The sequence below is a fragment of the Hydrogenophaga luteola genome, assembly GCF_042648585.1.
GTDB classification, from domain to species: Bacteria; Pseudomonadota; Gammaproteobacteria; order Burkholderiales; family Burkholderiaceae_C; genus Hydrogenophaga; species Hydrogenophaga luteola.
In genome coordinates this window covers 532481-553729 of sequence record NZ_JBHRXX010000001.1, presented here as the reverse complement: position 1 = coordinate 553729, position 21249 = coordinate 532481, and the positions used below count along the sequence as shown (strand labels likewise).

Annotated in this window: 24 protein-coding genes and 1 riboswitch; of the genes, 11 read left to right on the top strand and 13 right to left on the bottom strand. The window is 66.8% G+C overall.

Annotation, left to right across the window (positions count from 1 at the left end; genetic code table 11):
* Positions 1 to 8: 8 nt before the first annotated feature.
* From ACFOPI_RS02665 to ACFOPI_RS02635, 7 genes are all read right to left on the bottom strand, one after another.
* Positions 9 to 566 carry a zf-TFIIB domain-containing protein gene (locus ACFOPI_RS02665; protein WP_382170460.1) on the bottom strand — a complete coding sequence of 186 codons (558 nt, stop codon included), beginning with the start codon at positions 564 to 566 and terminating at the stop codon, positions 9 to 11.
* 20 nt (positions 567 to 586) lie between these two features.
* Positions 587 to 2725 carry a flotillin family protein gene (locus ACFOPI_RS02660; RefSeq protein ID WP_382170458.1) on the bottom strand — a complete coding sequence of 713 codons (2139 nt, stop codon included), beginning with the start codon at positions 2723 to 2725 and terminating at the stop codon, positions 587 to 589.
* A gap of 54 nt (positions 2726 to 2779) precedes the next feature.
* Positions 2780 to 3409 (bottom strand): ubiquinone biosynthesis protein, encoded by a 630-nt coding sequence (locus ACFOPI_RS02655; protein ID WP_382170456.1) that lies wholly within the window; start codon positions 3407 to 3409, stop codon positions 2780 to 2782.
* A 63-nt stretch (positions 3410 to 3472) separates the two neighbouring features.
* Complete coding sequence (locus ACFOPI_RS02650; protein ID WP_382170454.1) at positions 3473 to 3802, bottom strand: hypothetical protein; 330 nt, start codon at positions 3800 to 3802, stop codon at positions 3473 to 3475.
* A complete protein-coding gene (locus ACFOPI_RS02645; protein ID WP_382170453.1) occupies positions 3802 to 4530 on the bottom strand; it encodes a PspA/IM30 family protein in 729 nt (242 codons plus the stop codon). The genes ACFOPI_RS02650 and ACFOPI_RS02645 overlap by 1 nt, the downstream gene beginning before the upstream one ends.
* A 22-nt stretch (positions 4531 to 4552) precedes the next feature.
* The gene (locus tag ACFOPI_RS02640) at positions 4553 to 5005 is read right to left on the bottom strand and encodes a YjfI family protein (RefSeq protein WP_382170451.1); all 453 of its coding nucleotides are present in this window, start codon (positions 5003 to 5005) and stop codon (positions 4553 to 4555) included.
* 92 nt (positions 5006 to 5097) lie between these two features.
* Positions 5098 to 5940 (bottom strand): zinc ribbon domain-containing protein, encoded by an 843-nt coding sequence (locus ACFOPI_RS02635; protein ID WP_382170449.1) that lies wholly within the window; start codon positions 5938 to 5940, stop codon positions 5098 to 5100.
* A gap of 173 nt (positions 5941 to 6113) precedes the next feature.
* Between ACFOPI_RS02635 and ACFOPI_RS02630 the strand changes: the two genes are divergently transcribed.
* Genes ACFOPI_RS02630 through ACFOPI_RS02620 form a run of 3 tightly spaced genes read left to right on the top strand, consistent with a single transcriptional unit; the run spans position 6114 to position 8649 of the window.
* Positions 6114 to 6713 carry a response regulator gene (locus ACFOPI_RS02630; RefSeq protein WP_382170447.1) on the top strand — a complete coding sequence of 200 codons (600 nt, stop codon included), beginning with the start codon at positions 6114 to 6116 and terminating at the stop codon, positions 6711 to 6713.
* A gap of 8 nt (positions 6714 to 6721) precedes the next feature.
* Entirely contained in the window at positions 6722 to 8092 is a 1371-nt protein-coding gene (locus ACFOPI_RS02625; RefSeq protein WP_382170446.1) for a sensor histidine kinase, read from the top strand.
* A 26-nt stretch (positions 8093 to 8118) separates the two neighbouring features.
* Positions 8119 to 8649 (top strand): hypothetical protein, encoded by a 531-nt coding sequence (locus ACFOPI_RS02620; RefSeq protein ID WP_382170444.1) that lies wholly within the window; start codon positions 8119 to 8121, stop codon positions 8647 to 8649.
* A 9-nt stretch (positions 8650 to 8658) separates the two neighbouring features.
* On the opposite strand, the gene metH is transcribed toward ACFOPI_RS02620, so the two are convergent.
* The gene (gene metH / locus ACFOPI_RS02615; protein WP_382170442.1) at positions 8659 to 11400 is read right to left on the bottom strand and encodes a methionine synthase; all 2742 of its coding nucleotides are present in this window, start codon (positions 11398 to 11400) and stop codon (positions 8659 to 8661) included.
* A 24-nt stretch (positions 11401 to 11424) separates the two neighbouring features.
* A riboswitch (S-adenosyl-L-homocysteine riboswitch) is annotated at positions 11425 to 11533 on the bottom strand.
* A gap of 67 nt (positions 11534 to 11600) precedes the next feature.
* On the opposite strand from metH, the gene ACFOPI_RS02610 reads away from it, so the two are divergent.
* Positions 11601 to 13205: a sigma-54-dependent Fis family transcriptional regulator gene (locus tag ACFOPI_RS02610; protein WP_382170440.1), complete on the top strand. Its 1605-nt coding sequence runs from the start codon at positions 11601 to 11603 to the stop codon at positions 13203 to 13205.
* 18 nt (positions 13206 to 13223) lie between these two features.
* The gene (locus ACFOPI_RS02605) at positions 13224 to 13442 is read left to right on the top strand and encodes a hypothetical protein (RefSeq protein ID WP_382170438.1); all 219 of its coding nucleotides are present in this window, start codon (positions 13224 to 13226) and stop codon (positions 13440 to 13442) included.
* 26 nt (positions 13443 to 13468) lie between these two features.
* Here ACFOPI_RS02605 and ACFOPI_RS02600 read toward each other — a convergent pair whose 3' ends face one another.
* The 3 genes from ACFOPI_RS02600 to ACFOPI_RS02590 all read right to left on the bottom strand — a co-directional run bounded on the left by ACFOPI_RS02600 (position 13469) and on the right by ACFOPI_RS02590 (position 14877).
* Positions 13469 to 13900, bottom strand: a complete 432-nt coding sequence (locus ACFOPI_RS02600; protein ID WP_382170436.1) for a hypothetical protein — start codon at positions 13898 to 13900, stop codon at positions 13469 to 13471.
* Positions 13897 to 14391, bottom strand: coding sequence for a GNAT family N-acetyltransferase (locus ACFOPI_RS02595; RefSeq protein WP_382170434.1), 495 nt, complete (start codon positions 14389 to 14391; stop codon positions 13897 to 13899). The genes ACFOPI_RS02600 and ACFOPI_RS02595 overlap by 4 nt, the downstream gene beginning before the upstream one ends.
* Positions 14392 to 14475: 84 nt before the next feature.
* Positions 14476 to 14877, bottom strand: a complete 402-nt coding sequence (locus ACFOPI_RS02590) for a hypothetical protein (protein WP_382170432.1) — start codon at positions 14875 to 14877, stop codon at positions 14476 to 14478.
* 847 nt (positions 14878 to 15724) lie between these two features.
* Here ACFOPI_RS02590 and ACFOPI_RS02585 point away from each other — a divergent pair.
* From ACFOPI_RS02585 to ACFOPI_RS02560, 6 genes are all read left to right on the top strand, one after another.
* Positions 15725 to 16615, top strand: coding sequence for a sulfurtransferase (locus ACFOPI_RS02585; protein ID WP_382170430.1), 891 nt, complete (start codon positions 15725 to 15727; stop codon positions 16613 to 16615).
* Positions 16616 to 16653: 38 nt separating this feature from the next.
* Complete coding sequence (locus tag ACFOPI_RS02580) at positions 16654 to 17211, top strand: OsmC family protein (protein ID WP_382170428.1); 558 nt, start codon at positions 16654 to 16656, stop codon at positions 17209 to 17211.
* Between the two features lie 10 nt (positions 17212 to 17221).
* Positions 17222 to 18364, top strand: a complete 1143-nt coding sequence (locus ACFOPI_RS02575) for an acyl-CoA dehydrogenase family protein (RefSeq protein WP_382170426.1) — start codon at positions 17222 to 17224, stop codon at positions 18362 to 18364.
* Positions 18361 to 19581, top strand: coding sequence for an FAD-dependent oxidoreductase (locus ACFOPI_RS02570; protein ID WP_382170424.1), 1221 nt, complete (start codon positions 18361 to 18363; stop codon positions 19579 to 19581). Before ACFOPI_RS02575 ends, ACFOPI_RS02570 begins: the two co-directional genes overlap by 4 nt.
* A 95-nt stretch (positions 19582 to 19676) precedes the next feature.
* Complete coding sequence (locus tag ACFOPI_RS02565) at positions 19677 to 19889, top strand: AbrB/MazE/SpoVT family DNA-binding domain-containing protein (protein ID WP_382170422.1); 213 nt, start codon at positions 19677 to 19679, stop codon at positions 19887 to 19889.
* Positions 19889 to 20284, top strand: a complete 396-nt coding sequence (locus ACFOPI_RS02560) for a type II toxin-antitoxin system VapC family toxin (protein WP_382170420.1) — start codon at positions 19889 to 19891, stop codon at positions 20282 to 20284. The genes ACFOPI_RS02565 and ACFOPI_RS02560 overlap by 1 nt, the downstream gene beginning before the upstream one ends.
* 41 nt (positions 20285 to 20325) lie before the next feature.
* Here the strand turns inward: ACFOPI_RS02560 and ACFOPI_RS02555 are convergent, their stop codons facing one another.
* Complete coding sequence (locus tag ACFOPI_RS02555; protein ID WP_382170418.1) at positions 20326 to 20793, bottom strand: nuclear transport factor 2 family protein; 468 nt, start codon at positions 20791 to 20793, stop codon at positions 20326 to 20328.
* Complete coding sequence (gene cynS, locus ACFOPI_RS02550) at positions 20793 to 21236, bottom strand: cyanase (RefSeq protein ID WP_382170416.1); 444 nt, start codon at positions 21234 to 21236, stop codon at positions 20793 to 20795. The genes ACFOPI_RS02555 and cynS overlap by 1 nt, the downstream gene beginning before the upstream one ends.
* Between the last annotated feature and the right edge of the window lie 13 nt (positions 21237 to 21249).

The window sequence follows — 21249 nt, the reverse complement described above, 5'->3', positions numbered from 1 at the left end:
GAAGGGGTTTACCAGCCGCTGCGCAGCAGGGCCAGCAGCGTTTCGCGCTGCGGCTGCGTGGCCAGCCAGGCGCGCACACGCGCCAGTTCGTCGATGCAGGCGTCGCCGTGGCGCGCGCGCAGTTCCGCCTCGCGCCGCGCCTGCGCGTCGGCGTCGCGCAACTGGCGCTGCCAGCCGTCGGACAGGATCTCACCCAGGCGCGTGGTCAGCCCGGCCGCCACCAGGGCGGCCCACTCGCCGTCGTCCAGCCAGACCCGCTGACAAGCGCTGCATCGGTCGAGGCGGAAATCGGGCGAGCGGCCGACGCGCAAGCGCTCCATCCAGCGCTGGCAGGACGGGCAGGCTCGCGCCTTGTCCTCAGTGGCGGGCGCGGGACGCAGCGCAGGCAGGTCGGTGTCGTCGGCCGCCGCCGGCTCGGGCTGGTTCGCCACCCAACGGCGGTAGTCGTCCATGGCGAGCCAGTGGCCGTGGCAGTCGCCGCAGGTGTCGGCGCTCAGACCCGGCGCCAGCGCCTCGGGGCGCAGGATGGAAGCGGCTGCACAGACGCAGCGGTAGGTGGTGGCCATGCTTGCTTCCTTCTGGGCGCTCAGGACTTGCCCATGCCGTTCAGCAGCGTCTGCAAGGCCGCCTTCTGGCTGTCGTTGCCTTCGCGCATGACCTTGGCCAACAACCCCGCCACGGTGAGGTTCTGCAGCTCGCCCGAGGAGCTGCCCAACGCGCCCAGCAGGTTCTGCAGGTCGGGCACCACGTCGCGCTCACCCGCGAGCTGGTCCTTGAACGCCACCTGCAGCGTCTTGCTCTTGTTCACCACGCCGTCGATGCCCTTGCCCACGGACAAGGCACCGACGAAGCGGTCGAAGTAGTCGCCCTGGCCGCCCACGATGTCGATCTTGGCGTTGGACAGCGCGGTGCCCAGCACCTCGGCCTGCTCGCGCGCGATCGAGGTCTGCGCGTCGATGCCCTTGACGGTTTCCACGTGCGCCTTCTCCAGCTGCATGCGGAATTCCTCGTGGGCGCGGGTCTCGCCGCTCATCGCGCTCATGGCCTCGAACTTCTCGCGCAGGCCCTTGGCCTCGGCCTGGAAGCGCGCCTCGATGGTGGCGGCCTCGGCCTGCCCGGCCTTGACCACGGCGTCGGCATCGGCCAGACGCACCTGCACCTCGGCCAGGCCCAGCTTCTCCTTGCCGGTGGCCTCGGCCTCCATCTTGGCGCGCACACCCACGGCCTCGGCCTGCGAGCGCAGCTCGATCACCTGGGCCTCGGCCTGGCCTTCCTTGAGCGTGGCCTCGGCACCCGCCGCGCGCACGTGCACGTCGGCCATGCCCTGCTTCTCCACCGCGTCGGCGGTGACCATGGTGACCTTGGCCTGCGCCAGACCCGGCGCGGCGGTGATGGCCTCCAGGCCTTCGGCCTCGCGCTTCTTCGCTTCGGCCTCCTTCTCGGCGACCTTCAGGCGCGCCTCGGCCAGTGTGGTTTCTTCGGTCGCCTTGTGACGCGCCTTGCGCTCCTGCGCCTCGGCGGCCTTCACTTCAATGATGAGTTTCTCTTCGGCCTGGCCCTCGGCCATGATCACGGTCGACTGCTTGGTGCGGTCGGCCTCGGCCACCACACGCAGCTCTTTGATCGCCTCTTCCTGCTCGGCCACGGTGCGCTCGACCACGATGCGCTCGCGGATCACGTCCGCAATCGCCTTCTTCTGCACCTCGACCGCCTTGTCCTTCTCGATCTTCTGCAGCGTCACTTCCTTCTCGCGGTCCACCACCTCCAGCTCGCGGGCGCGGATCACCTTTTCTTCTTCGATGGCCACCGCGCGCTTGCGGTTGTTCTCGGCCACTTCCTTCTCGCGCAGCACGTTTTCCTGCTGTACCGAGACCGACTGTTCGGCCTGCAGGCGCGCCAGCTCGGACTTGGTCTTCTCTTCGGCCTGGATCTTCAGCGTCTCGGCCTCTTCGCGCGCCTTGACGGTGGCCACCTCGCGGGCCTGGCGGGCCTGGGCGTCGGCGGCCTGGCGCTCCAGTTCCAGCAGGGATTCCTGGGTCTCGACGTTCTTCTTCTTGATCTGCAGCTCTTCGTTGCGGCGCAGCTCGTTGGTGCGCACGTGTTCGGTGGCCGTCAGCTCGGTGATCTTCTTGATGCCCTGCGCGTCCAGGATGTTATTGGCATCCAGCTTGGACAGCGGCGTCTGCTCCAGGTAGTCGATGGCGGCGTCGTCCAGCACATAGCCCGAGAGGTCGTTGCCGATCTGGGCAATGATCTCGTCGCGGAAGCGATCGCGCGCCTGATACAGGTCGACGAAGTCCATGGCCTTGCCCACGGTCTTGAGCGCCTCCGAGAACTTGGCCGAGAACAGCTCTTCCAGCGTCTCCTGGTTGGAGGCGCGCTCACAACCGATGGACTGCGCGACCTTGAGCACGTCGTCGGCGGTCTTGTTGACGCGCACGAAGAACTTGACCTTGATGTCGGCGCGGATGTTGTCGCGGCAGATCAGGCCCTCGTTGCCCGAGCGGTCGATCTCGATGGTCTTGACCGAGATCTCCATCAGCTCCGCCTTGTGGATGATGGGGTAGACCATGCGCCCGGTGAAGGTCACCTCGGGCTCGGCCCGCAGCGTGTTGATGATCAGTGCATGGCCCTGTTCGATCTTGCGATAGAACTTGGCGAACATCGCGATGAAGCACAGCAGCAGGAAGGCTGCGATGCCGGCGGAAACGAGGATGGGCTCCATGGGATTCCTTCTGGTCTTGTGGAAACGGGAACGGGAAACGAACGGGTGCTTGCGTCAGGGCTGGGCCTCGACCAGGTAACGGCCGGACGCTTCGTCGTAGTCGAGGATGCGCGTCACGTCGCCCTTGGTCAGGCGGTTGGCGTCGGGCGTCCAGACGCTGATCTGGATGTTCGCGCCGCGCTGCGCCACCTGGGCATAGCCCGAGCGCTGGTCCACCTTGAGGCTGAGGATGGTGCAGGGCTGGCCGATGAAGCTGGCGTTGCCCACCGCCTGGTGGGTGACGAAGAGGCCGCGCAGCGGGCGGATCAGGCGCGCGGTGATGAAGATGGCCAGCGCCACGCTGACCAGCAGCACGCCGGTGCCCACCAGCAACTGCAGCACCATCGTGGGCACCCAGGGCATCAGCCATTCGCCGGCCAGACAGCTGATGGTCCAGGCCACCAGCACCAGCAGGCTCGCCACCACCGAAAACGGCACGCCGTTGAGGCCCAGGGCCACCACGTAGCCGGCCAGCGTGGACAGCTCGCCGGGGTCGCCGTCGGCCTGCAGCTCGACATCGATGCCGGAGGACTCGAAGTCCACCCAGCCCACGAGTGCGAGCAGCCAGTACACCAGCACCACCAGCAGCAGCGCGCTGAGCACGGCCGTCGGGTACCCGGTGGCAGCCTCGATCAATCGGTCCATCCGCTCCTCCCTCTTGTCAAACGTTGTGCGGCTTGTTGTGTTGTGCGCCGCGTGGGTGGTGGTCTAGCGCGTCCTGGTCGAGCCGGCGAACCGGATCAGGTCCTGGGTCACGCGTTCCTTGATCGCCAGGCGATCTCCTTCATCGAGGCCGTACCGCTGGGCCAGCAGGGCGTAGTCGTGGGCCGTCAGCGACACGGTCAGCCGGGGGCGCTTGGGGCGCGTCGACACCGAGAGGTCGAGCACCTGGCGGATCTGGTCGGACGTGGACAGGTTGTTGTGAAAGGCGGCGGTGCGGATCGCGTCCATCACCGCCAGCTCCACATCGAACGCGACCTGGACAGCGCGCAGCGCCTGGTCCGATCCGCTCCAGCGCGCCGGCTTGCGGGTGACCATCACTGGGCGCCGGGTTCGGCCGGCTGGTCGCCGCCGCGGGCCGCCTGGCGGGCGCGGATGCGCGCCATCACGTCGTTCTGGCGCTTGGCCTCGTCCCCCACGCCCGCCGCCGCGAGCTTCTTCTCCAGCGCGCCCTGGCCGAACTCGTTGTTCAGCTGCTCGGCCGCGGTCATGCGGTCGGCGAGGTCTTCGTGGCGCTGCTTGATGCGGTCCAGCGATTCGCGCGCGCTCATGAGCTTGGAGCCGCCCTGGCCGATGTTCTCGGAGATCGAGCGCGTAGCCCGGTACACGCTTTCGGTGGTCTTGGCGACGCCGATCTCGCGCTCGTGCTCGCGGATGCGCGCCTCGGCCTGCTTGATCAGGTCTTTCAGCCGCGTCACCTGCACCGCGTAGGCGGCGTGCGCGCGGGTCTGCTCGGCCAGCTCCTGCTCCAGGCCGCCGACCTTGCCGGCCACCTCTTCGGCCAGCGCCTCCTGCGACTTGTCCAGCGCCTCCACGGCCAGCCCTTCGTAGCGCTCGATCTCGGCCTGCAGCTTCTCGATCTGGCGCGCGCTCTGCATCTCCTTGGCCATCACGCCGGCCAGGTCGTCCTTGGCTTGGGCGATGCTGTGCTTGGCGTCCAGGATTTCCTGCTCATAGATGCGGGTGGCGTTGGCGTCGACCACGGTCTCACCGATTTCCCGCACGCTGCCGCGCAGCAGGGTCATCACTTTTTTCATCACGGACATGGCGTACTCCTGGGGTAGGGGGTCACTTGAGGAATTCGGACAGCGCATCCAGCGCGTCGAGGGCGTTGTCGCTGAGCACGACTATTTCCTCGGCAATGTCCTGTGTGCGGGCCTGCCGGCTGAGCGCTCCGAACAGCACGAAGCGGTCACCCACGCGGCCAAACGACGACAGTGGCACCGCGGGGTTGAGCTCCAGCAGCGTCTGCAGCAGTTCGGCGCGACGCTCGGGCCGCACCTCGTCGTCGGCCCAGAGGTAGCACATGCACAGCAGCTGCGAGTCCGAGGTGGTCACGAAGATGGGCAGTTCCTGCCGCCCTTCGATGCTGACCTGCACCACCGGCACATCCCCCGCAATGGGTTGCAGGTTCACCACCATGCCGCCGGTGGTCTGGGCGATCATGTCGTCGAGTCCCTGGAGTTTTTCAAGCAGCTGCTTCATGGTGCCGGTGTCCTTGGCGTTGATGGGTGAGCGCAAGAATAGGAGGCTCGACATAACATGTCAAGCCGGATCGAGGGCTTGGTTTTTTCACCACACACCGACGACGACGGCCGGCGGGCTGGCCTGGATCAGCGGTACTCGGCCTCGCGGCGCCGCGCTTCGTCCATCTGGCGGAAGCGCACGCAGACCGGGTCGTTGGCAAACACCGCCTTGCCGCATTCGCGGATGCGGCAGAAGTCGCGCGCGAGCACGTTGCCGCTGTCGGCGCACAGCTGGTCGACGCCTGCGACGGATCGCACGGCCGGAGGTGGCGGCGGCGCTGCAGCAGCGGCCACCGGTGCGGACTCGGCGGGCGCGGCCGCCGCCACGGGTGCGGACTCGGGCGTTCCCGAATGGGCGCTTACGGCCGCTGCAGACGTTGCGGCCGCCCGCCGCCGCGCGTCGTCCAGTCGTTTCTGGTCCAGTGCCAGCTTCTGACGTTGCTGTTCCTGGGCGGCCGCGCGCTCCCGGTCCTGCTGCTCCAGCAGTTCGACCGAATGGCGCAGCCGGTCGACCGCGGCAGCGGCTTCAGGGGTGTTCGGCGATGCGGCGCCTGCGCCCACTGGTTCCGCCGCAGTTGGCGGGGCGGTGGCTGTTGGCGTGGCAATCGAAGACGCTGCGGGCGCCCCCGCCAGGGGCGCGGCCTGCACCGGCGCCGGCGCGGACTGGTGGGCGCCCAGCCACCATCCAACGGCCAGCACCACCGCACCTGCGGTCATTGCACCTGCCCAGCGCAACCATGCGGGTCGTTCGGCGCTCTCGCCCGAGCGCTTGCGACGACGGGCGCGGCGCAGCGCGCGGTTGGCACGCTCACGCGCCACCTCGTCGGACGCTGCGTCCCCGCCCGGCCGGTCCAGCGGAGAGGCACAGCCCCGGCAGAACCGGGCCTGGTCCCGGTTTTCCTTGCCGCAGGAAGGACACACGATGGACATGACGATCAGAGGGTGGAGCTGGGACGGCTTGGCGTTGTAGCACAAGCCCCAGCCTCCCTGCCCGGCGCGCCGACGGGCTGTCGGACGGTCGTGGCGAACGGAAGACGTCAATGACCACTGGCCGAGCTTCTGCACACAATGACCACGCCCTTCCATCGATATGCTGCTACCCCATGCACACCCTGGCCCAAGCTTCCCTTTTGATGGTCGAAGATCATCCGATGCTGAGGGAGTCACTGATCGACTACCTGAGAACGCAGTTCCCCATGCTGGAACTCCGAGAAGCATCTGGCCTGGAGGAGGCGTGCCAAGCCATACGCACCAGCAGCCCTGACCTGATCCTTCTGGATCTGAACCTGAGGGACGCCAGCGGGTTCACGGCGCTCACCGTTTTGCGCAGCGCCTGTCCAAACGCGGGAATCGTCGTGGTCTCCGGGGTGGTAGACGAGGGCATGGAGCTGCATCTGCGAGAACTGGGCGCTGACGCATTTGTTTCGAAGTCTGGCCGACGAGACGTCTTGTTGTCGACCCTGAGACCGCTTCTCCTGCGCTGCGAGCTCGCGCGCACTCCGACCACACGATCAACCTCGTCCCCCAGCCTTACCCCACAACAGCTGGTGGTGCTCGCCCAACTGCTCGAGGGCCATTCCAACAAGGAGATCGCGCGACGCACCGGCCTGTCCAACGGTACGGTTCGCAACTACGTCTCTGAGGTCTTCATTGCCTTTGCCGTGCACAGTCGCAGCCAGCTACTCGCCATGTTCCGCAGTTGAGGCATGCAATGAACACCCATGCCCTTTCCGATCACATCGATTCCGAGCGACTGCGTCGCTTTTTTTCCCAGAACGTTCGATCACTGCCCACCACGATCTACCCGGCGATAGCCATCTGGCTCTTCTTTCTGTGGGTCACCCGGTCACCCGCGTGCCTGCTTTGGGCGGTCCTCATCCATGCGTGGCAGGCACGGCGCATCCTGGCTGGCCCACGACCAGGCCATGCCTCCGAGAACCTGCAGGGACTGAAACAGGGCGAGCGAAGTGCCGTGCGCCATGTGATGGCCTTCGCTGTTCTTTGGGGACTGGCGCCATGGATGCTGATGTCCCCGGGCGATCATGCCCAGCTGTCGGTCATGCTGCTGATGTTGGTGGGCGTCATGGCTGGATCAGCCAACGGCCTGGCGTTCTCGCTGAATGCCGGCTGGGTGTTTCAGGCCACGCTGGGAAGCATGCTGATCGCCTGGTTGCTGTGGCAGCGAACCTGGGTCGACACCGTGCTCGCGGTGTCAGTCGGTGTGTTCACTGGCACTCTGATGCTGATGTTCCGAAACCAGCAGCGCAACCTGACCGCGCTGATCCGCGCTCGCCTCGAGCAAGAAGCGCAAGCGCGCGTGCTGGCCGAGCAGAAACTGGAACTGGAAAAACTGAACCAGGAACGGAGCCGGCTGTTTGCCATGGCCAGTCACGACCTGAGACAACCCGTGCAAGCGCTCAGCCTGCAGGCCAAGGCACTGGAATTGCGTTTGGCGCATCCGCCGGACGCGGACGCAGCTAGGCGCATGGGCGACGTGGCTCAGACAGTTCTCCAGTCGATTGACTCTCTTCTGGATCTGCACCATCTTGAGAGCCTGTCCCTGCAGGCTCCGGACGAAAGGTGCGATGCCGAAGAGCTGCTGTTCGCAGCCTCGCAGATCTGGAGTGAGCTCGCCGGCCGAAGAGGACTGTCGCTGCGCTTTCACGGGCAGGCGCTCACACTTTGGGCGCCAAGGGTCACACTGGTTCGCGTACTCAACAATCTGATCGACAACGCCCTCAAGTACACACAGGATGGTGGTGTGCTGGTGGCCATGCGTCGCCGTCAGCGTGGGGGGCGTGCGGCTGTTCGTCTGGAGGTGTGGGACACCGGACCAGGCATTCCGAGCGAACATCAGCCTCAAGTGTTCCAGGCCTCCTTCCACCGCGTGCACCAAAAAACACACACCCTGCCACCGCAAGGTTTGGGGCTTGGCCTGAACGCGGTACATCGGGTGTGCAATCACCACGGTTGGCCACTCGGCTTCCGTTCGTGTCCAGGACGCGGGTCATTGTTCTGGTTCGAAGTGCCGGTGGTCTCTGACGCACCAGAAGTGCACATGACAAATGTCACTGGCGCCTGACAACTGTGCTTCCTAGCATCTGCTCCATGGACACATCAACCCAAGGAGTACACATGCATTTGCGCTTGCGCCGGCTTCTCTTCGCCGGTCTGTTATCTGTCTCGTTCACTCTGACAGCCTGCGGTGGTGGCGGAGGAGACGCTGATGAAGGGAGCACAGGACTGACCGGGAACTGGCAGGCTGAAGCGAATGCCTTGCTGGCCGCAAACACGGCCAATGTTGGCAGCACCGGCGTGACCTGCACCGGAACGATGTTGCTTCGCTTCCAGTCGGATGGTGGTCTTGAGCTTAGCGGGGACCCGGTGTGCTCCCGCGGCGCGGTGTCAGGATCGGGCACCATCGTGACCACAGCGCGTTACAGCACCAGCGGCAACCAGCTGACCATCAGCGGGGCTGTGACATCCGGAGGTGTCACCATCGGGGGCGGCACCATTCCAATAACGTTCCTTGGCAACGGCACCGCCACCTACTCCATCAATGGCAATACGCTTTCGATCAGCTTCACCAACGGCAGCGTAGGCGATGTCACCCAAACTTGGAGCCGCTCCGGTAGCTGAGCTGCTCGACTACAGGTTGGGGCCCAACCAGCGCTTGAGATCGCCGACCGCCACGCCGCTGCGCGCGGCGAGATCGGCCACCTGGTCTTCGCCGATCTTGCCGACATTGAAGTACTGGCTGTCCGGGTGCGCGAGGTAGAAGCCGCTGACGCTCGCGGCCGGTGACATGGCCAGGCTCTCGGTGAGCTGCATGCCGATCTCGCTGGCCTGCAACAGCTCGAACATCTGGCGCTTGACGCTGTGGTCCGGGCAGGCCGGGTAGCCCGGCGCCGGGCGGATGCCCTGGTACTTTTCCTTGATCAGGTCTTCGTTGCTCAGGGCCTCACCCGCCGCATAGCCCCAGAGGTCGGTGCGCACGCGGGCGTGCATGCACTCGGCCAGCGCCTCGGCCAGGCGGTCGGCCAGGGCCTTGAACAGAATGGCGTTGTAGTCGTCGTGCGCGGCCAGGAACTGCTGCTCCTTCTTCTCCACGCCCACCCCGGCCGTCACCGCGAACAGGCCCACGTAGTCGGCCGTGCCGGCAGGCGCCACGAAGTCGGCGAGACAGCGGCTGGGCCGCGTCACACCGTCGATGGTTTCTTTCTCGGTCTGCTGGCGCAGGCCGTGCCAGGTCAGCACCGGCTGCTGGCGGCTCTCGTCGGCGTAGAGCGCGATGTCGTCCGCGTTCACCCGGTTGGCCGGGTACAGGCCGATCACCGCGTTGGCCGTCAGCCATCGGCCTTCGATGATCTTCTTCAGCATGGCCTGCGCATCGGCGAACACTTTGCGCGCCTGCTCGCCCACCACCTCGTCGTTCAGGATGGCCGGGTACGGCCCGGCCAGGTCCCAGGTCTGGAAGAACGGCCCCCAGTCAATGTACTTTTCCAGCTCGGCCAGGTCGAAGTTCTTGAACATCCGCCGGCCGATGAATTTGGGCGCCACAGGCGGGTGCGCCACGAAATCGACCGGCGTGGCGTTGGCGCGCGCCTGGGCCAGCGGCCACAGCGGCACCTGCTTCTTGTTGGCGTGCTGCTGGCGCACGCGCTCGTAGTCGGCGTTGAGTTCGGCAAGCGTCTGCTGGCGGTTGTCGCCGATCAGGCTCTGCGCGACGCTGACGCTGCGAGAGGCATCGGGCACGTAGACCACCGGGCCGTCGTAGTGCGGCGCGATCTTCACCGCCGTGTGCACGCGGCTGGTGGTGGCCCCGCCGATCAGCAGCGGGATGCCCTTCTCGCGGAAGTGCGGATCCTTCTGCATCTCGCCGGCCACGTACTGCATCTCTTCCAGGCTGGGCGTGATCAGGCCCGACAGGCCCACGATGTCCGCGCCCTCTTCCTTGGCCTTGGCCAGGATCTCGTGGCACGGGACCATCACGCCCATGTTCACCACCTCGAAGTTGTTGCACTGGAGCACGACGGTGACGATGTTTTTTCCGATGTCGTGCACGTCGCCCTTGACGGTGGCGATCACGATCTTGCCCTTGCTCTTCACGTCGCCGCCGGCCGCTTCGAGCTGGCGTTTTTCTTCCTCGATGTAGGGCAGCAGGTGGGCCACCGCCTGCTTCATCACGCGCGCGCTCTTGACCACCTGGGGCAGGAACATCTTGCCGGCGCCGAACAAGTCGCCGACCACGTTCATGCCGTCCATCAGCGGGCCTTCAATCACGTGCAGCGGGCGTCCGCCGTCGGCCTTGATGGCCTGCCACATCTCCTCGGTGTCTTCGGTGATGTGCTCGTTGATGCCGCGCACCAGGGCGTGCGTCAGGCGCTCGCGGATCGGCAGCGCGCGCCACTCGTTCTTCTTGGAATCGTCCTTGGCCGCGCCCTTGGCGCTCTCGGCCACTTCCACCAGGCGCTCGCCGGCGTCGGGCCGGCGGTTCAGCACCACGTCTTCGACGCGTTCGCGCAGCGTGGGCTCCAGCTCGTCGTACACACCGACCATGCCGGCATTGACGATGCCCATGTCCATGCCCGCCTGGATCGCGTGGTAGAGGAACACGGTGTGGATGGCTTCGCGCACCGGGTCGTTGCCGCGGAAGCTGAACGACACGTTGCTGACGCCGCCCGAGACCTTGGCGCCCGGCAGGTTCGCCTTGATCCAGCGCGTGGCCTCGATGAAGTCGACCGCGTAGTTGTTGTGTTCCTCGATGCCGGTGGCGATGGCGAAGATGTTGGGGTCGAAGATGATGTCCTCGGGCGGGAAGCCCACCTCGTCCACCAGGATGCGGTAGGCGCGCTCGCAGATCTCGATCTTGCGCGCGTAGGTGTCGGCCTGACCCTGCTCGTCGAAGGCCATGACCACCGTGGCGGCGCCGTAGCGCTTGATCAGGCGTGCCTGGCGCTTGAACTCGTCGACGCCCTCCTTCATGGAGATCGAGTTGACGACGCCTTTGCCCTGGATGCACTGCAGGCCGGCCTCGATCACGCTCCACTTGGACGAGTCGATCATGATCGGCACGCGCGCGATGTCGGGTTCGCCGGCGATCAGGTTCAGGAAACGCACCATGGCGGCCTGGCTGTCAAGCATGGCCTCGTCCATGTTCACGTCCACGATCTGCGCACCGTTCTCCACCTGCTGGCGGGCCACCGCCAGGGCGTCCTCGTAACGGCCTTCCAGGATCATGCGGGCGAAGGCCTTGGAGCCGGTGACGTTGGTGCGTTCGCCGACGTTGACGAACAGGCTGCCCTCGCCGATGCGCAGCGGCTCCAGGCCGGACAGCAGCATGGGAGGGACAGAGACAGGGGCGGACGGGGATGGGGCAACGGCAGACATGGGGCTCACCAGGAAGGGTTCGAAAACTGGTGAGCGCCGTTGGTGCCGGCGGGGCCGGCGGGGGCGGTGAACGCCCGGAACCTCAAGCCTGACGACCGTTGCGAGAACGGCCGCTGCAGCGCTCCTTGAGAGCTCGCGATTTTAGCCGGCCGCGAGCTGGCACCTCGGCTGGTGCGATGTTTGCTTGCTCGGGCAACGCCATGCCCCACCGCACCGACCCCGACGCCCCCGGCGCCCTGCCCACCGACTGGCATGCGCAGGAGCTGCTGCTCATGCGCGAGGTGATGAAGCTGGTGGGCCGCAGCCTGGCGCCCGCCTATGTGCTGCGCGAGATGCTGCACCTGATGAGCGAGCTGCTGGGCCTCAACCGCGGCCGCATGGTGCTGGCCGACGAGGTGGCCGAGGGCGGCGAGCGCACCGCCTCCGTCCGCCACGCCTACGGCCTGACCGCGCCGGAAGCGGCGCGCGGCGTGTTCCGCTGGGGCGAAGGCATCACCGGCCGGGTGCTGGCCAGCGGCCTGCCCGCCATCGTGCAGGACGTGGACGCCGAGCCGCTGTTCCTGTTCCGCACCGTGGCGCGGGCCGACCTGCCGCCGCAGACCGTGGCCTTCATCGCGCTGCCGATCGAGGTCAACGGCGCCACCGTGGGCGTGCTCGCCTGCCACCGCATCCGCAGCCGCCAGCGCCACCTCAACGACGACCTGGCCCTGCTGCGCATCCTGGCCACGCTGGCCGGCCAGCTGCTGCGGCTGGAACAGCTGGTGGCCGAAGAGACCCGCCAGCTGGCCGCGCGCAACGAGGCGCTGGAACGCGCGCTCGACGTCGGCAGCGCCCGTTACGGGCTGATCGGCCGCTCGCCCGCGCTGCTGCAGGCACTCTCCGAGCTCGAACGCGTCTCGCAGTCGCAGGCCACGGTGCTGCTGCTGGGCGAGTCCGGCACCGGCAAGGAGCTGTTTGCCCGCGCCGTGCACCTGGCCAGCGGCCGGCGCGACCAGCCCTTCATCAAGGTCAACTGCTCCGCCATCCCCGACACGCTGTTCGAGAGCGAACTGTTCGGCCACGAGCGCGGCGCCTTCACCGGCGCCCACAGCGCGCGCCCCGGCTGGTTTGAGCAGGCGCACGGGGGCACCATCTTCCTCGACGAAATCGGCGAACTGCCGCTGGCCCTGCAGGCCAAGCTGCTGCGCACCCTGCAGGAAGGCACGCTGGTGCGCCTGGGCGGACAGCGCGAAATCCGCGTGGACGTGCGGCTCGTCGCCGCCACCCACCGCGACCTGGCGCAGGAAGCCGCCGCCGGCCGCTTCCGCCAGGACCTGTACTACCGGCTCAACGTCATCCCCATCCGCCTGCCCAGCCTGCGCGAGCGGCGCGAAGACATCCGCCCCCTGGCCCTGCACTTCACCAGCCGCGCCAACCAGGCCCACCAGCGCAACGTGCACCTGGCCGCCGACGCGCTGGAGCGGCTGGAGCGGCTGGACTGGCCCGGCAACATCCGCGAGCTGGGCAACGTGATCGAACGCGTGGTGCTGCTGGCCGACCAGCCCGTGGTGCACGCCGGTGACCTCTCGCGCTTCCTGCCCGAGGCGCTGCCCACCCCGCCCCGCCCGGCCCCGCGCCAAGCGCCGCCAGCCGAGACCACCGCCGCGCCGCTGGTGCGGCCTTACCAGAGCGCCGACTCGCACGACGCGCAGACCCTGCAGGCTGCGCTGGCGCAGCACGGCGGCAACCAGTCGCGCGCGGCGCAGAGCCTGGGGCTGACGCTGCGGCAGTTCAGCTACCGCCTGCGGAAGGCGGGGGTGCGGTAAGCCCCACACTAGGCCACCATGAAAACCATCGACGAAATGCTGCACCTGGCCCTGCTGACCCCGGACGAGCACCGGCAGATCAGCCACTGGATCGCCCAGGCCAGCTCGCCCGACGAGATCCTGAAAATGCCGCCGCCGCTGTGGCGAGCGGTCGAGCGAGCCAGCGCGGTCATGGGCGTCGACGACGACCTGATGCGGCCGCCGGCGCTGGATGATGGCGGCCTGGTTTGCGGGTAGAAGTCGCGCGAGTGTGCCGCCTGGCCTCACCGCACTGACCACAGTGCCGCGACACCGACCGCGTACAGCAGGCCGATCACCAGACAGATGCCTGAAGACACCAGCCAGAATGTGGTGGAGTTTTCCGGGAAGCTGGGCCGCAGCCACGGAAAGGCGATGGCCCGCGCGAGGAACACGGCGCTGATGAGACACAACGCCACTTCGGTGAAGGGCAGTTCGGGAACCAGCCCGGCGCCGGAGAAGGCGTACAGCGCCCAGACGAACAGCACGCTGGCGATGACGAGGGTGATGAGCGTTGGCTTCAGTTTGCCCGCCTCGACGGCCCGCGCCATTCGTTCACCAGCCCCCATGAACCGATAGGCCCTGGCGCCGATCGCGATGCAGGCCAGGTGCGCCAGTGACGCGACCACGACCAGCAGGCCTGCCAGAGCCAGCGAAACGGAGCCGATGGTCATCATGGACGCGGAGCCTCGCGCTCGAAGCGCTGCTCATTGACCACAGTCCCCCATTGCGAGCCAGGACTCTGGTGGACCAGCCTGAAGCCACACGACTCGTACAGGTGCCTCGCTGCCCCAAGGCCTTCAAAGGTCCAGAGGTAGGTCTTTCGGTAATTCCTGGCGTCCGCGAACGCCAGTGCCTGGGTGAGCAGACGGCGGCCGATTCCATGACCTCTGAGCTTGTCCGAGGTGATGAACCAGCGAAGGTGAGCCCCGGCCTCATGCGCGTTGGAACCATCGAGGATGACCGAGCCTTCGACCTCCGGGGCGCGTGCGAGCCAGATTCCATCTCGTTCCGGAACGTAGGCAAGGCAGAACTCGCTCAGCTCACGCGCCACCTTGGCCTCGAACGCGACGCCGAAACCGTGTGAGGCGGCGTAGTAGGAGGCATGAAGCTGCGCAATCCGGCCAATGCAACCGGGTTCGTAGCCTTCAGAGACGACGGGCGTCATGAGCGGGTGAATTGCGAGGCAACCGTTTGACGTTGGTGGTGGCCAGGAGCGACAGCCCTTGGCCGCCATTCGAGATGGGTGGAGTTAAGCGGCGCGGGGCTTTGCATTGGAAATGCTTTGGATGAGGCCCTTCGCGAAGGCAAGCCGCTCCTCGCTCTGACATGAGACCCAACAAGACATAAGCGTGCCTGTCGCCGCGAGAGTACCGGCCAAGCGATAGACCGTTGCATCGGCTTCGCTCTCAGCCAGGACATGACCAAAACCGAGCCAGCCCTGGCCGGCAAGGGTGGCGGGATGCTCGGAACCCAGAAGCTGCTCGGGAGGTGCGTGCTCTGCAACCTCAAGAATGTGAATGTCAAGGGCCCAGTCGGCTCCCCAAGCGGACCAAGAACCATCATCGTTGACTTGGTGATATGACGGAGGGAGTTGCAGGGACCACCCAGCCCACAGGACAACCTGACCACCGGTTTCCAGAAGTGTTGCCATGGCTTTCGCGACGCCTAGCGTTGGAATTCAGCGGGCGCCGAAGGCGAACCGCTGGAACGATGGGTTGGGCAGTGCGTCGGTGGAAGTACCTGGCTGAGTGATGGCACGGCTAGAACCAGCGTTGATGCATTTGAGAAAGAAACTCATGAGACAGCAGTACGCCTGACTCTGAGCCGATGACTGAATCAATGCCGCACTTTGGACATAGAGCCGTTTGTCCGTTATCTACCCACTCAGTGATTTCTGTCGGTGCGAACGTGCCCAGACAGTAAAAGCACCCGCATTCGGTGCTCGCCTCAACCTGACAGCGATGCTGCGACGAAAAATGATGCGCGGACTCAACGTTCATATCTGTTATGCCCAACTTTGATTTAAAGCGGCAAAACGGCGGATAACACCGTGAGGAGTCGTTAAACAAAGTCGCAAGGCACCCAAAAACATGTTTGAACTCAATCCTGTAGCGCATCGGTCTGAATGCGTGATCCGGTTTAACAGATCCGACAAACCTGACTGATCGTCGCTCGCGTCTGCGCACCAGTCTAGCGGCGAGTCGCCGGCTTGTGCGACAGATCCTTCCGCCGTCCAACAAAGCATTGGCGACGGCAAGGAAGCCTCGGATTGAACGCCGGCGCCAGATCGCCTGAGGGCGTCCCTCAATGTGTCGACATTTTGTCAACCCAATGTCGAACCCAAGCGCTTCCGCACTCCGACCTCCACCCACGCCCATCCCGATAACCCCAACAAAATCAACAGTTTCCCTGCGTTGACCTCCCCCGCACCGCCCTGGCACAGCGGTTGCGATGAAGGGCTCAGGCCATCTTGCCTTTGCCCTGATTCAGAGGTCCCCATGAGCATTGAAGCCACCCTGATCGCACCCGATCAACTCGCCACGCTGCAGGCCGCGGAACCCGTCGTGGTCATCGACACGCGCGACGCCGACACCTTTGCCGCCGGGCACATTCCCGGCGCGGTGAACCTGCGCGAGGTGTTCACCTTTCTCGCCACTTCCTCGCCCGAAGGGCTGAAAGAACTGAAGGCGACCTTCGCCGACGCGCTGGGCAAGGCGGGCCTGTCGGGTGCCGAGACGGCGGTGTTCTACGAAGACGCGATGAACAGCGGCTACGGCCAGTCGTGCCGCGGCTATTACCTGCTGACCTGGCTGGGCTACCCCAGGATCAAGGTGCTCAACGGCGGCTTCAGCGCCTGGAAGGCGGCCGGCCTGCCGGTGTCCACCATGGCGGCCACGCCCGTGCCCGCCACCTTCCCCGATCTGCCCATGGCCGACGTGATGCTGACCCAGGCCGATGTGCAGGCCGCGCTGGGCACCAGCACCGTGCTGCTGGACGTGCGCGATGTGGACGAGTGGATCGGTGACAGCTCCTCGCCCTACGGCAAGGACTTCGCGCCGCGCAAGGGCCGTCTGCCGGGCGCGAAGTGGATCGAGTGGTACCGCTTCATGAAGCCCTCGGCCGCGGGCCCGGTGTTCAAGACGCCCGACGAGGTGAAAGCCGAGTGCGCCACGGCCGGCATCGCGCCCGACGACACGGTCTATCTCTATTGCTTCAAGGGCGCGCGCGCGTCCAACACCTTCCTGGCGCTCAAGCAGGCGGGGTTCACCGACGTGCGCATGTACTTCGGCTCGTGGAACGAGTGGTCGCGCGACCCGAGCCTGCCGATCGAGACCGGCCTGCCGATGGCCGCGCCGGCCAACAAGCCGCAGCTGGCCATGGCCGCCTGACCCTTTTTCTTTTTCAGCTTTTCAACCCCGGAGACACCATGTCCGACACCGAGACCCTCGCCCCCACCACCGTCAAGGCCTACCTGCGTCCCATCGACGCCAAGGGCCTGGCCGAGTTCGCCGCCGGCGGCAAGGCCAACCCGGCCCGCCGGGGCACCAACAAGGTCCACACCGTGATGGAGGGGCAGTACCGCTCGCTGAACTATGTGGGCGAAAAGCACTGCGTGGTGGTGGACGAGCCGCTGCACCTGTTCGGCGAGGACACGGCGCCCGCGCCGGGCGAGATCGTGCTGTCGGGCCTGGGCGGCTGCATCGCCGTGGGCGTGACGGCGGTGGCGACCTGGAAGGGCGTGAAGCTGAGCCGTCTGGAGGTGTTCCTCGAAGGCGACATCGGCAACCCGGCCGCCTGGGGCGCCGGCGGTGCGCTGGAGAAGACGCCGCCGGAGATGGGCTTTCAGGCGATCCGCGTGAAGGTGCTGGTGGAAGGCGACGCGAGCCGCGAGGTGCTGGACGAGATCGTGCAGCACGCGAACTTCTATTCGCCGGTGGCCAACACGATGCGCAACCCGATCCCGTTCGAGATCTCGATGGCCTGAGAGCATTGACATGAACCCCGCCGACCTGCCCCCCGAACTCGCGGCGCCGCCTGCGGACCTGATCGCCGCCGTGCGCGCCATCGCGCAGGGCCCGCTGGCCGAGCAGGCCTACGCCATCGACCGCGGCGCCTACCCGGCCGATCTGATGAAGCGGCTGGCGGCGGCGGGGGCGATGAGCGCGCACCTGCCGCGCGCCGACGGCTCGCCGGGCGACTACGGCCAGGCGATCCTGGCGATGGCGGAAGCGTCAAAGGTCTGCGGCGCCACTGGCTTCATGATGTGGTGCCAGGCCGTGGCGGGACTGTACATGCAGGCCTCGGGCAACCCGGCGCTGACCGGCGAGCGGCTGGCGCGCCATGTGCGTGGCGAGACGCTGGGCGGCACCGGCCTGTCGAACCCGATGAAGAGCTTCGCGCAGATCGAGAGCCTGCTGCTCAAGGCCACGCCGGTCGAGGGCGGCTACCTCGTCAACGGCGCCCTGCCCTGGGTCAGCAACCTCGGGCCCGACCACTACTTCGGCACCATCGCGGCGGTGGTCGACGGCAGCGGCCAGACCGTGCGCGAGATGATGTTCATGCTGCGCTGCGACGCGCCGGGCGTGACGCTCAAGCCATGCCCCGAGTTCTCGGGCATGGAGGGCACGGGCACCTACAGCGTGCAGTGCAAGGACCTGTTCGTCGGCCGCGACGACATCGCGGCCGACCCGGCGCGGCCCTACATCGCGCGCATCCGCGGCGGCTTCGTGCTGCTGCAGTGCGGCATGGCGGCCGGCATCGTTCAGGGCGCGATCGACAGCATGTGGGCGGTGGAGGCGCAGCTGGGCCATGTGAACCAGTACCTGGAAGACCGGCAGGCCGAACTGCAGGCGGAGTTCGACGCGCTGGTGGCGCGCATCATGAAGCTGGCCGAAACACCCTTCGACACCTCGACCGACTACTTCATCGACGTGCTGGACGCACGTGCGCACGGCGCCGAGCTGGCGCTGCGCGCCGCCAACTCCGCGCTCATGCACCAGGGCGCGCGCGGCTACCTGATGAGCAGCGAGGTGCAGCGCCGCGTGCGCGAGGCTCAGTTCGTGGCCATCGTCACCCCGGCCATCAAGCACCTGCGCAAGGAAATCGCGCGGCTGAGCGCAGAAGTGATGCCGGCATGAACAGGCCCTTCCAGACCTACATCTGCGACGCCTGCGGCTACCTCTACGACGAGGCGGTGGGCGACCCGGACAGCGGCCTGGCCGCGGGCACGCGCTTCGAGGACATCCCGGACGACTGGTATTGCCCGCTCTGCGGCGTGACCAAGGACGACTTCACGCTGTACCAGGCGCCGAGCATCGAAGCGCTGCGCGCGCGCGCCGGCAGCACCGCCCCGGTCGCGAAACGCGGCGGCACGCCGGGTGTGGTCATCGTCGGCGGCGGCCGCGCCGGCTGGCAGATGGCCGAGGCCCTGCGCGCGCTGGACACGGACCTGCCCATCACCCTGGTCAGCGCCTGCGCGGCCGACGTGTACGACAAGCCGCTGCTGTCGGTGGCCATGGCGCGGCAGATGGACCCGGCCCGGCTGGTGAAGGAAACCGGCGGCGAGGCCGCGAAGCGCCTGGGTGTGAGGCTGCTGGCCCACACCGATGCGGTGCGCATCTGCCCCGACACGAAAAGCCTGCGCACCACGCGCGGGCCGCTGCGCTACGACCATCTTGTGCTCGCGCACGGCGCGACGGCCGCGCTGCCCCCGCCGCTGCCGGCGGCGCTGGTCTGGCGCATCAACCACCTCGGCGCCTACCGGCGGCTGCGCACGGCGCTGGGCGAGTCGCCAAAGGACGTGGTGATCGTCGGCGCCGGCCTGATCGGCAGCGAGCTGGCCAACGACCTGGCGCTGGGCGGCCACCGCATCACGCTGCTGGACGTGACCGGCGAGCCGCTGGCGCGCTGGCAGGCCGACGCGGCCGGCGCGCAGCTGCTGGACGCGTGGCAGGACCTGCCGATCCGCTTCGTGGGCGGCGTGCAGGTGGCCGGCGTCGAGAAGATCGACGGCAAATACCGCCTCACCACCGCCTGCGGCCGCAAGTTCGCGGCCGACCAGGTGATCGCTGCCGCCGGCCTGGCGACGCCACCGCGCCTGGCGCAGAGCGCCTCGCTGGCCTGGGACGGCGGCATCGCGGTGGACGCAGCCACGCTGCAGACCAGCGACCCACACATCCACGCGCTGGGCGACTGCATCACCGTCGCCGGACAGGCCAGCCGCTACATCGAACCGATCGGCCGCCAGGCCCGCACCATCGCCGCCCAGCTCTGCGGCCGCGAGCCGGTGCCCTACGAAGCCAGGCCGGCGGTGGTGCGCGTCAAGACCACCACGCACCCGATGACGCTGCATTGAAGGGGACGCGGCGGGCGCCCCTTAAGCGCTGGTCTCCAACTGGCTGGTTTTGCGGTATTCTTACCGGATCGTCATCGATCTAAATCGAACCAGACATGCCAGCCACCGCCACCCTCTCCAGCAAGTTCCAAATCTCGATTCCCAAAGCCGTTCGCGACGAACTGCACTGGGAAGCCGGGCAGGAGTTCGTCTTCATCCCCAAGGACAAAGGGGTGCTCATGATGCCGGTGCCTGGGCTCGACGAGCTGGCCGGCATCGCCAAAGGCGCCCGCCAGGACGGCTACCGCGACCGCAAGGATCGCTACTGATGGCCGCGCCTTTGCGCGTCGTCGACACCTCGGCCTGGATTGAATGGCTCATCGGCTCGGCGGTGGGCAAGAAGCTGGCGAGAGAGTTTCCTGAGAAGCCCCTCTGCATCGTGCCCACCATCGTGCAGCTGGAGCTGAACAAATGGCTGTGGCGTGAATTGGGCGAGGCACAGGCCGACCAGGTGATCGCCTACACGATGAAGTGCCGGGTGGAGCCGCTGGACACCGCGACGGCTTTGCTGTCTGCCGACCTGCACCGACAGCACAAGCTCGCGACCGCCGATGCCATCGTCTATGCGACGGCGGTGCAGCACGGCGCCGAGCTGCTCACCTGCGATGCGCACTTCAAAGGCCTGCCGGGCGTGGTGCTGTTCGCCAAGTCGGCAGGCACTTGACGCTGCCCTGACACAGGCCCCGGCGCCTGTGTTGAGACGGATCAGAGACCAAGCTGGCTCAAGCCGGGATGATCGTCGGGCCGGCGACCCAGCGGCCAACGGAACAGCCGCTCACTGTCGTGGATGGGCAGGTCATTGATGCTGGCGTGGCGCTCTTCCATGTAGCCCAGCGCATTGAACTGCCAGTTCTCGTTGCCGTGCGAACGGAACCACTGGCCCGAATCGTCGTGCCACTCGTAGACGAAGCGCACGGCGATGCGGGAGCCGGTGAAGGCCCAGAGCTCCTTGATGAGCCGGTAGTCGAGTTCCTTCGACCACTTGCGCACCAGGAAGGCGTGCACCTGCTCGCGGCCCACCGGGAACTCCGCGCGGTTGCGCCAGCGCGTGTCCTCGGTGTAGACCTTGACCACGCGGTCGGGGTCGCGCGAATTCCACGCGTCCTCGGCGCCGCGCACCTTCTGCGCGGCGGACTCGGCGGTGAACGGCGGCAGCGGCGGGCGCGGGTCCATCAGTACTGCTTGTAGGGCAGGAACTTGCCCGACATCACGATGTTCACCCGGTCGCCGTTGGGGTCGGCCTGGCGCTGCAGGTCCATCTTGAAGTCGATCGCGCTCATGATGCCGTCGCCGAACTCTTCGTGGATCAGTTCCTTGAAGGTGGTGCCGTACACGTTGACCAGTTCGTAGAAGCGGTAGATCAGCGGATCGGTCGGCACGCTGGTGGGCAGGGAGCCCTTGTAGGGCACGACCATGAGCCACTTCTGCTCTTCGGCGCTCAGGCCAAAGATCTTGCCCAGCACCTTGGCCTGCGCCGGTGTGGCGGTCATCTGGCCCAGGCAGAGGGCCGTGGTCCATTCCTTGGACTGGCCCACCTTCTTGGCCACATCGGCCCAGCTCAGGCCCTTGCTGACTTTGGTGGAGATGATCTTTTCGGTGACGGCGAGTCGGGTCATGGTGTGGCCTCGT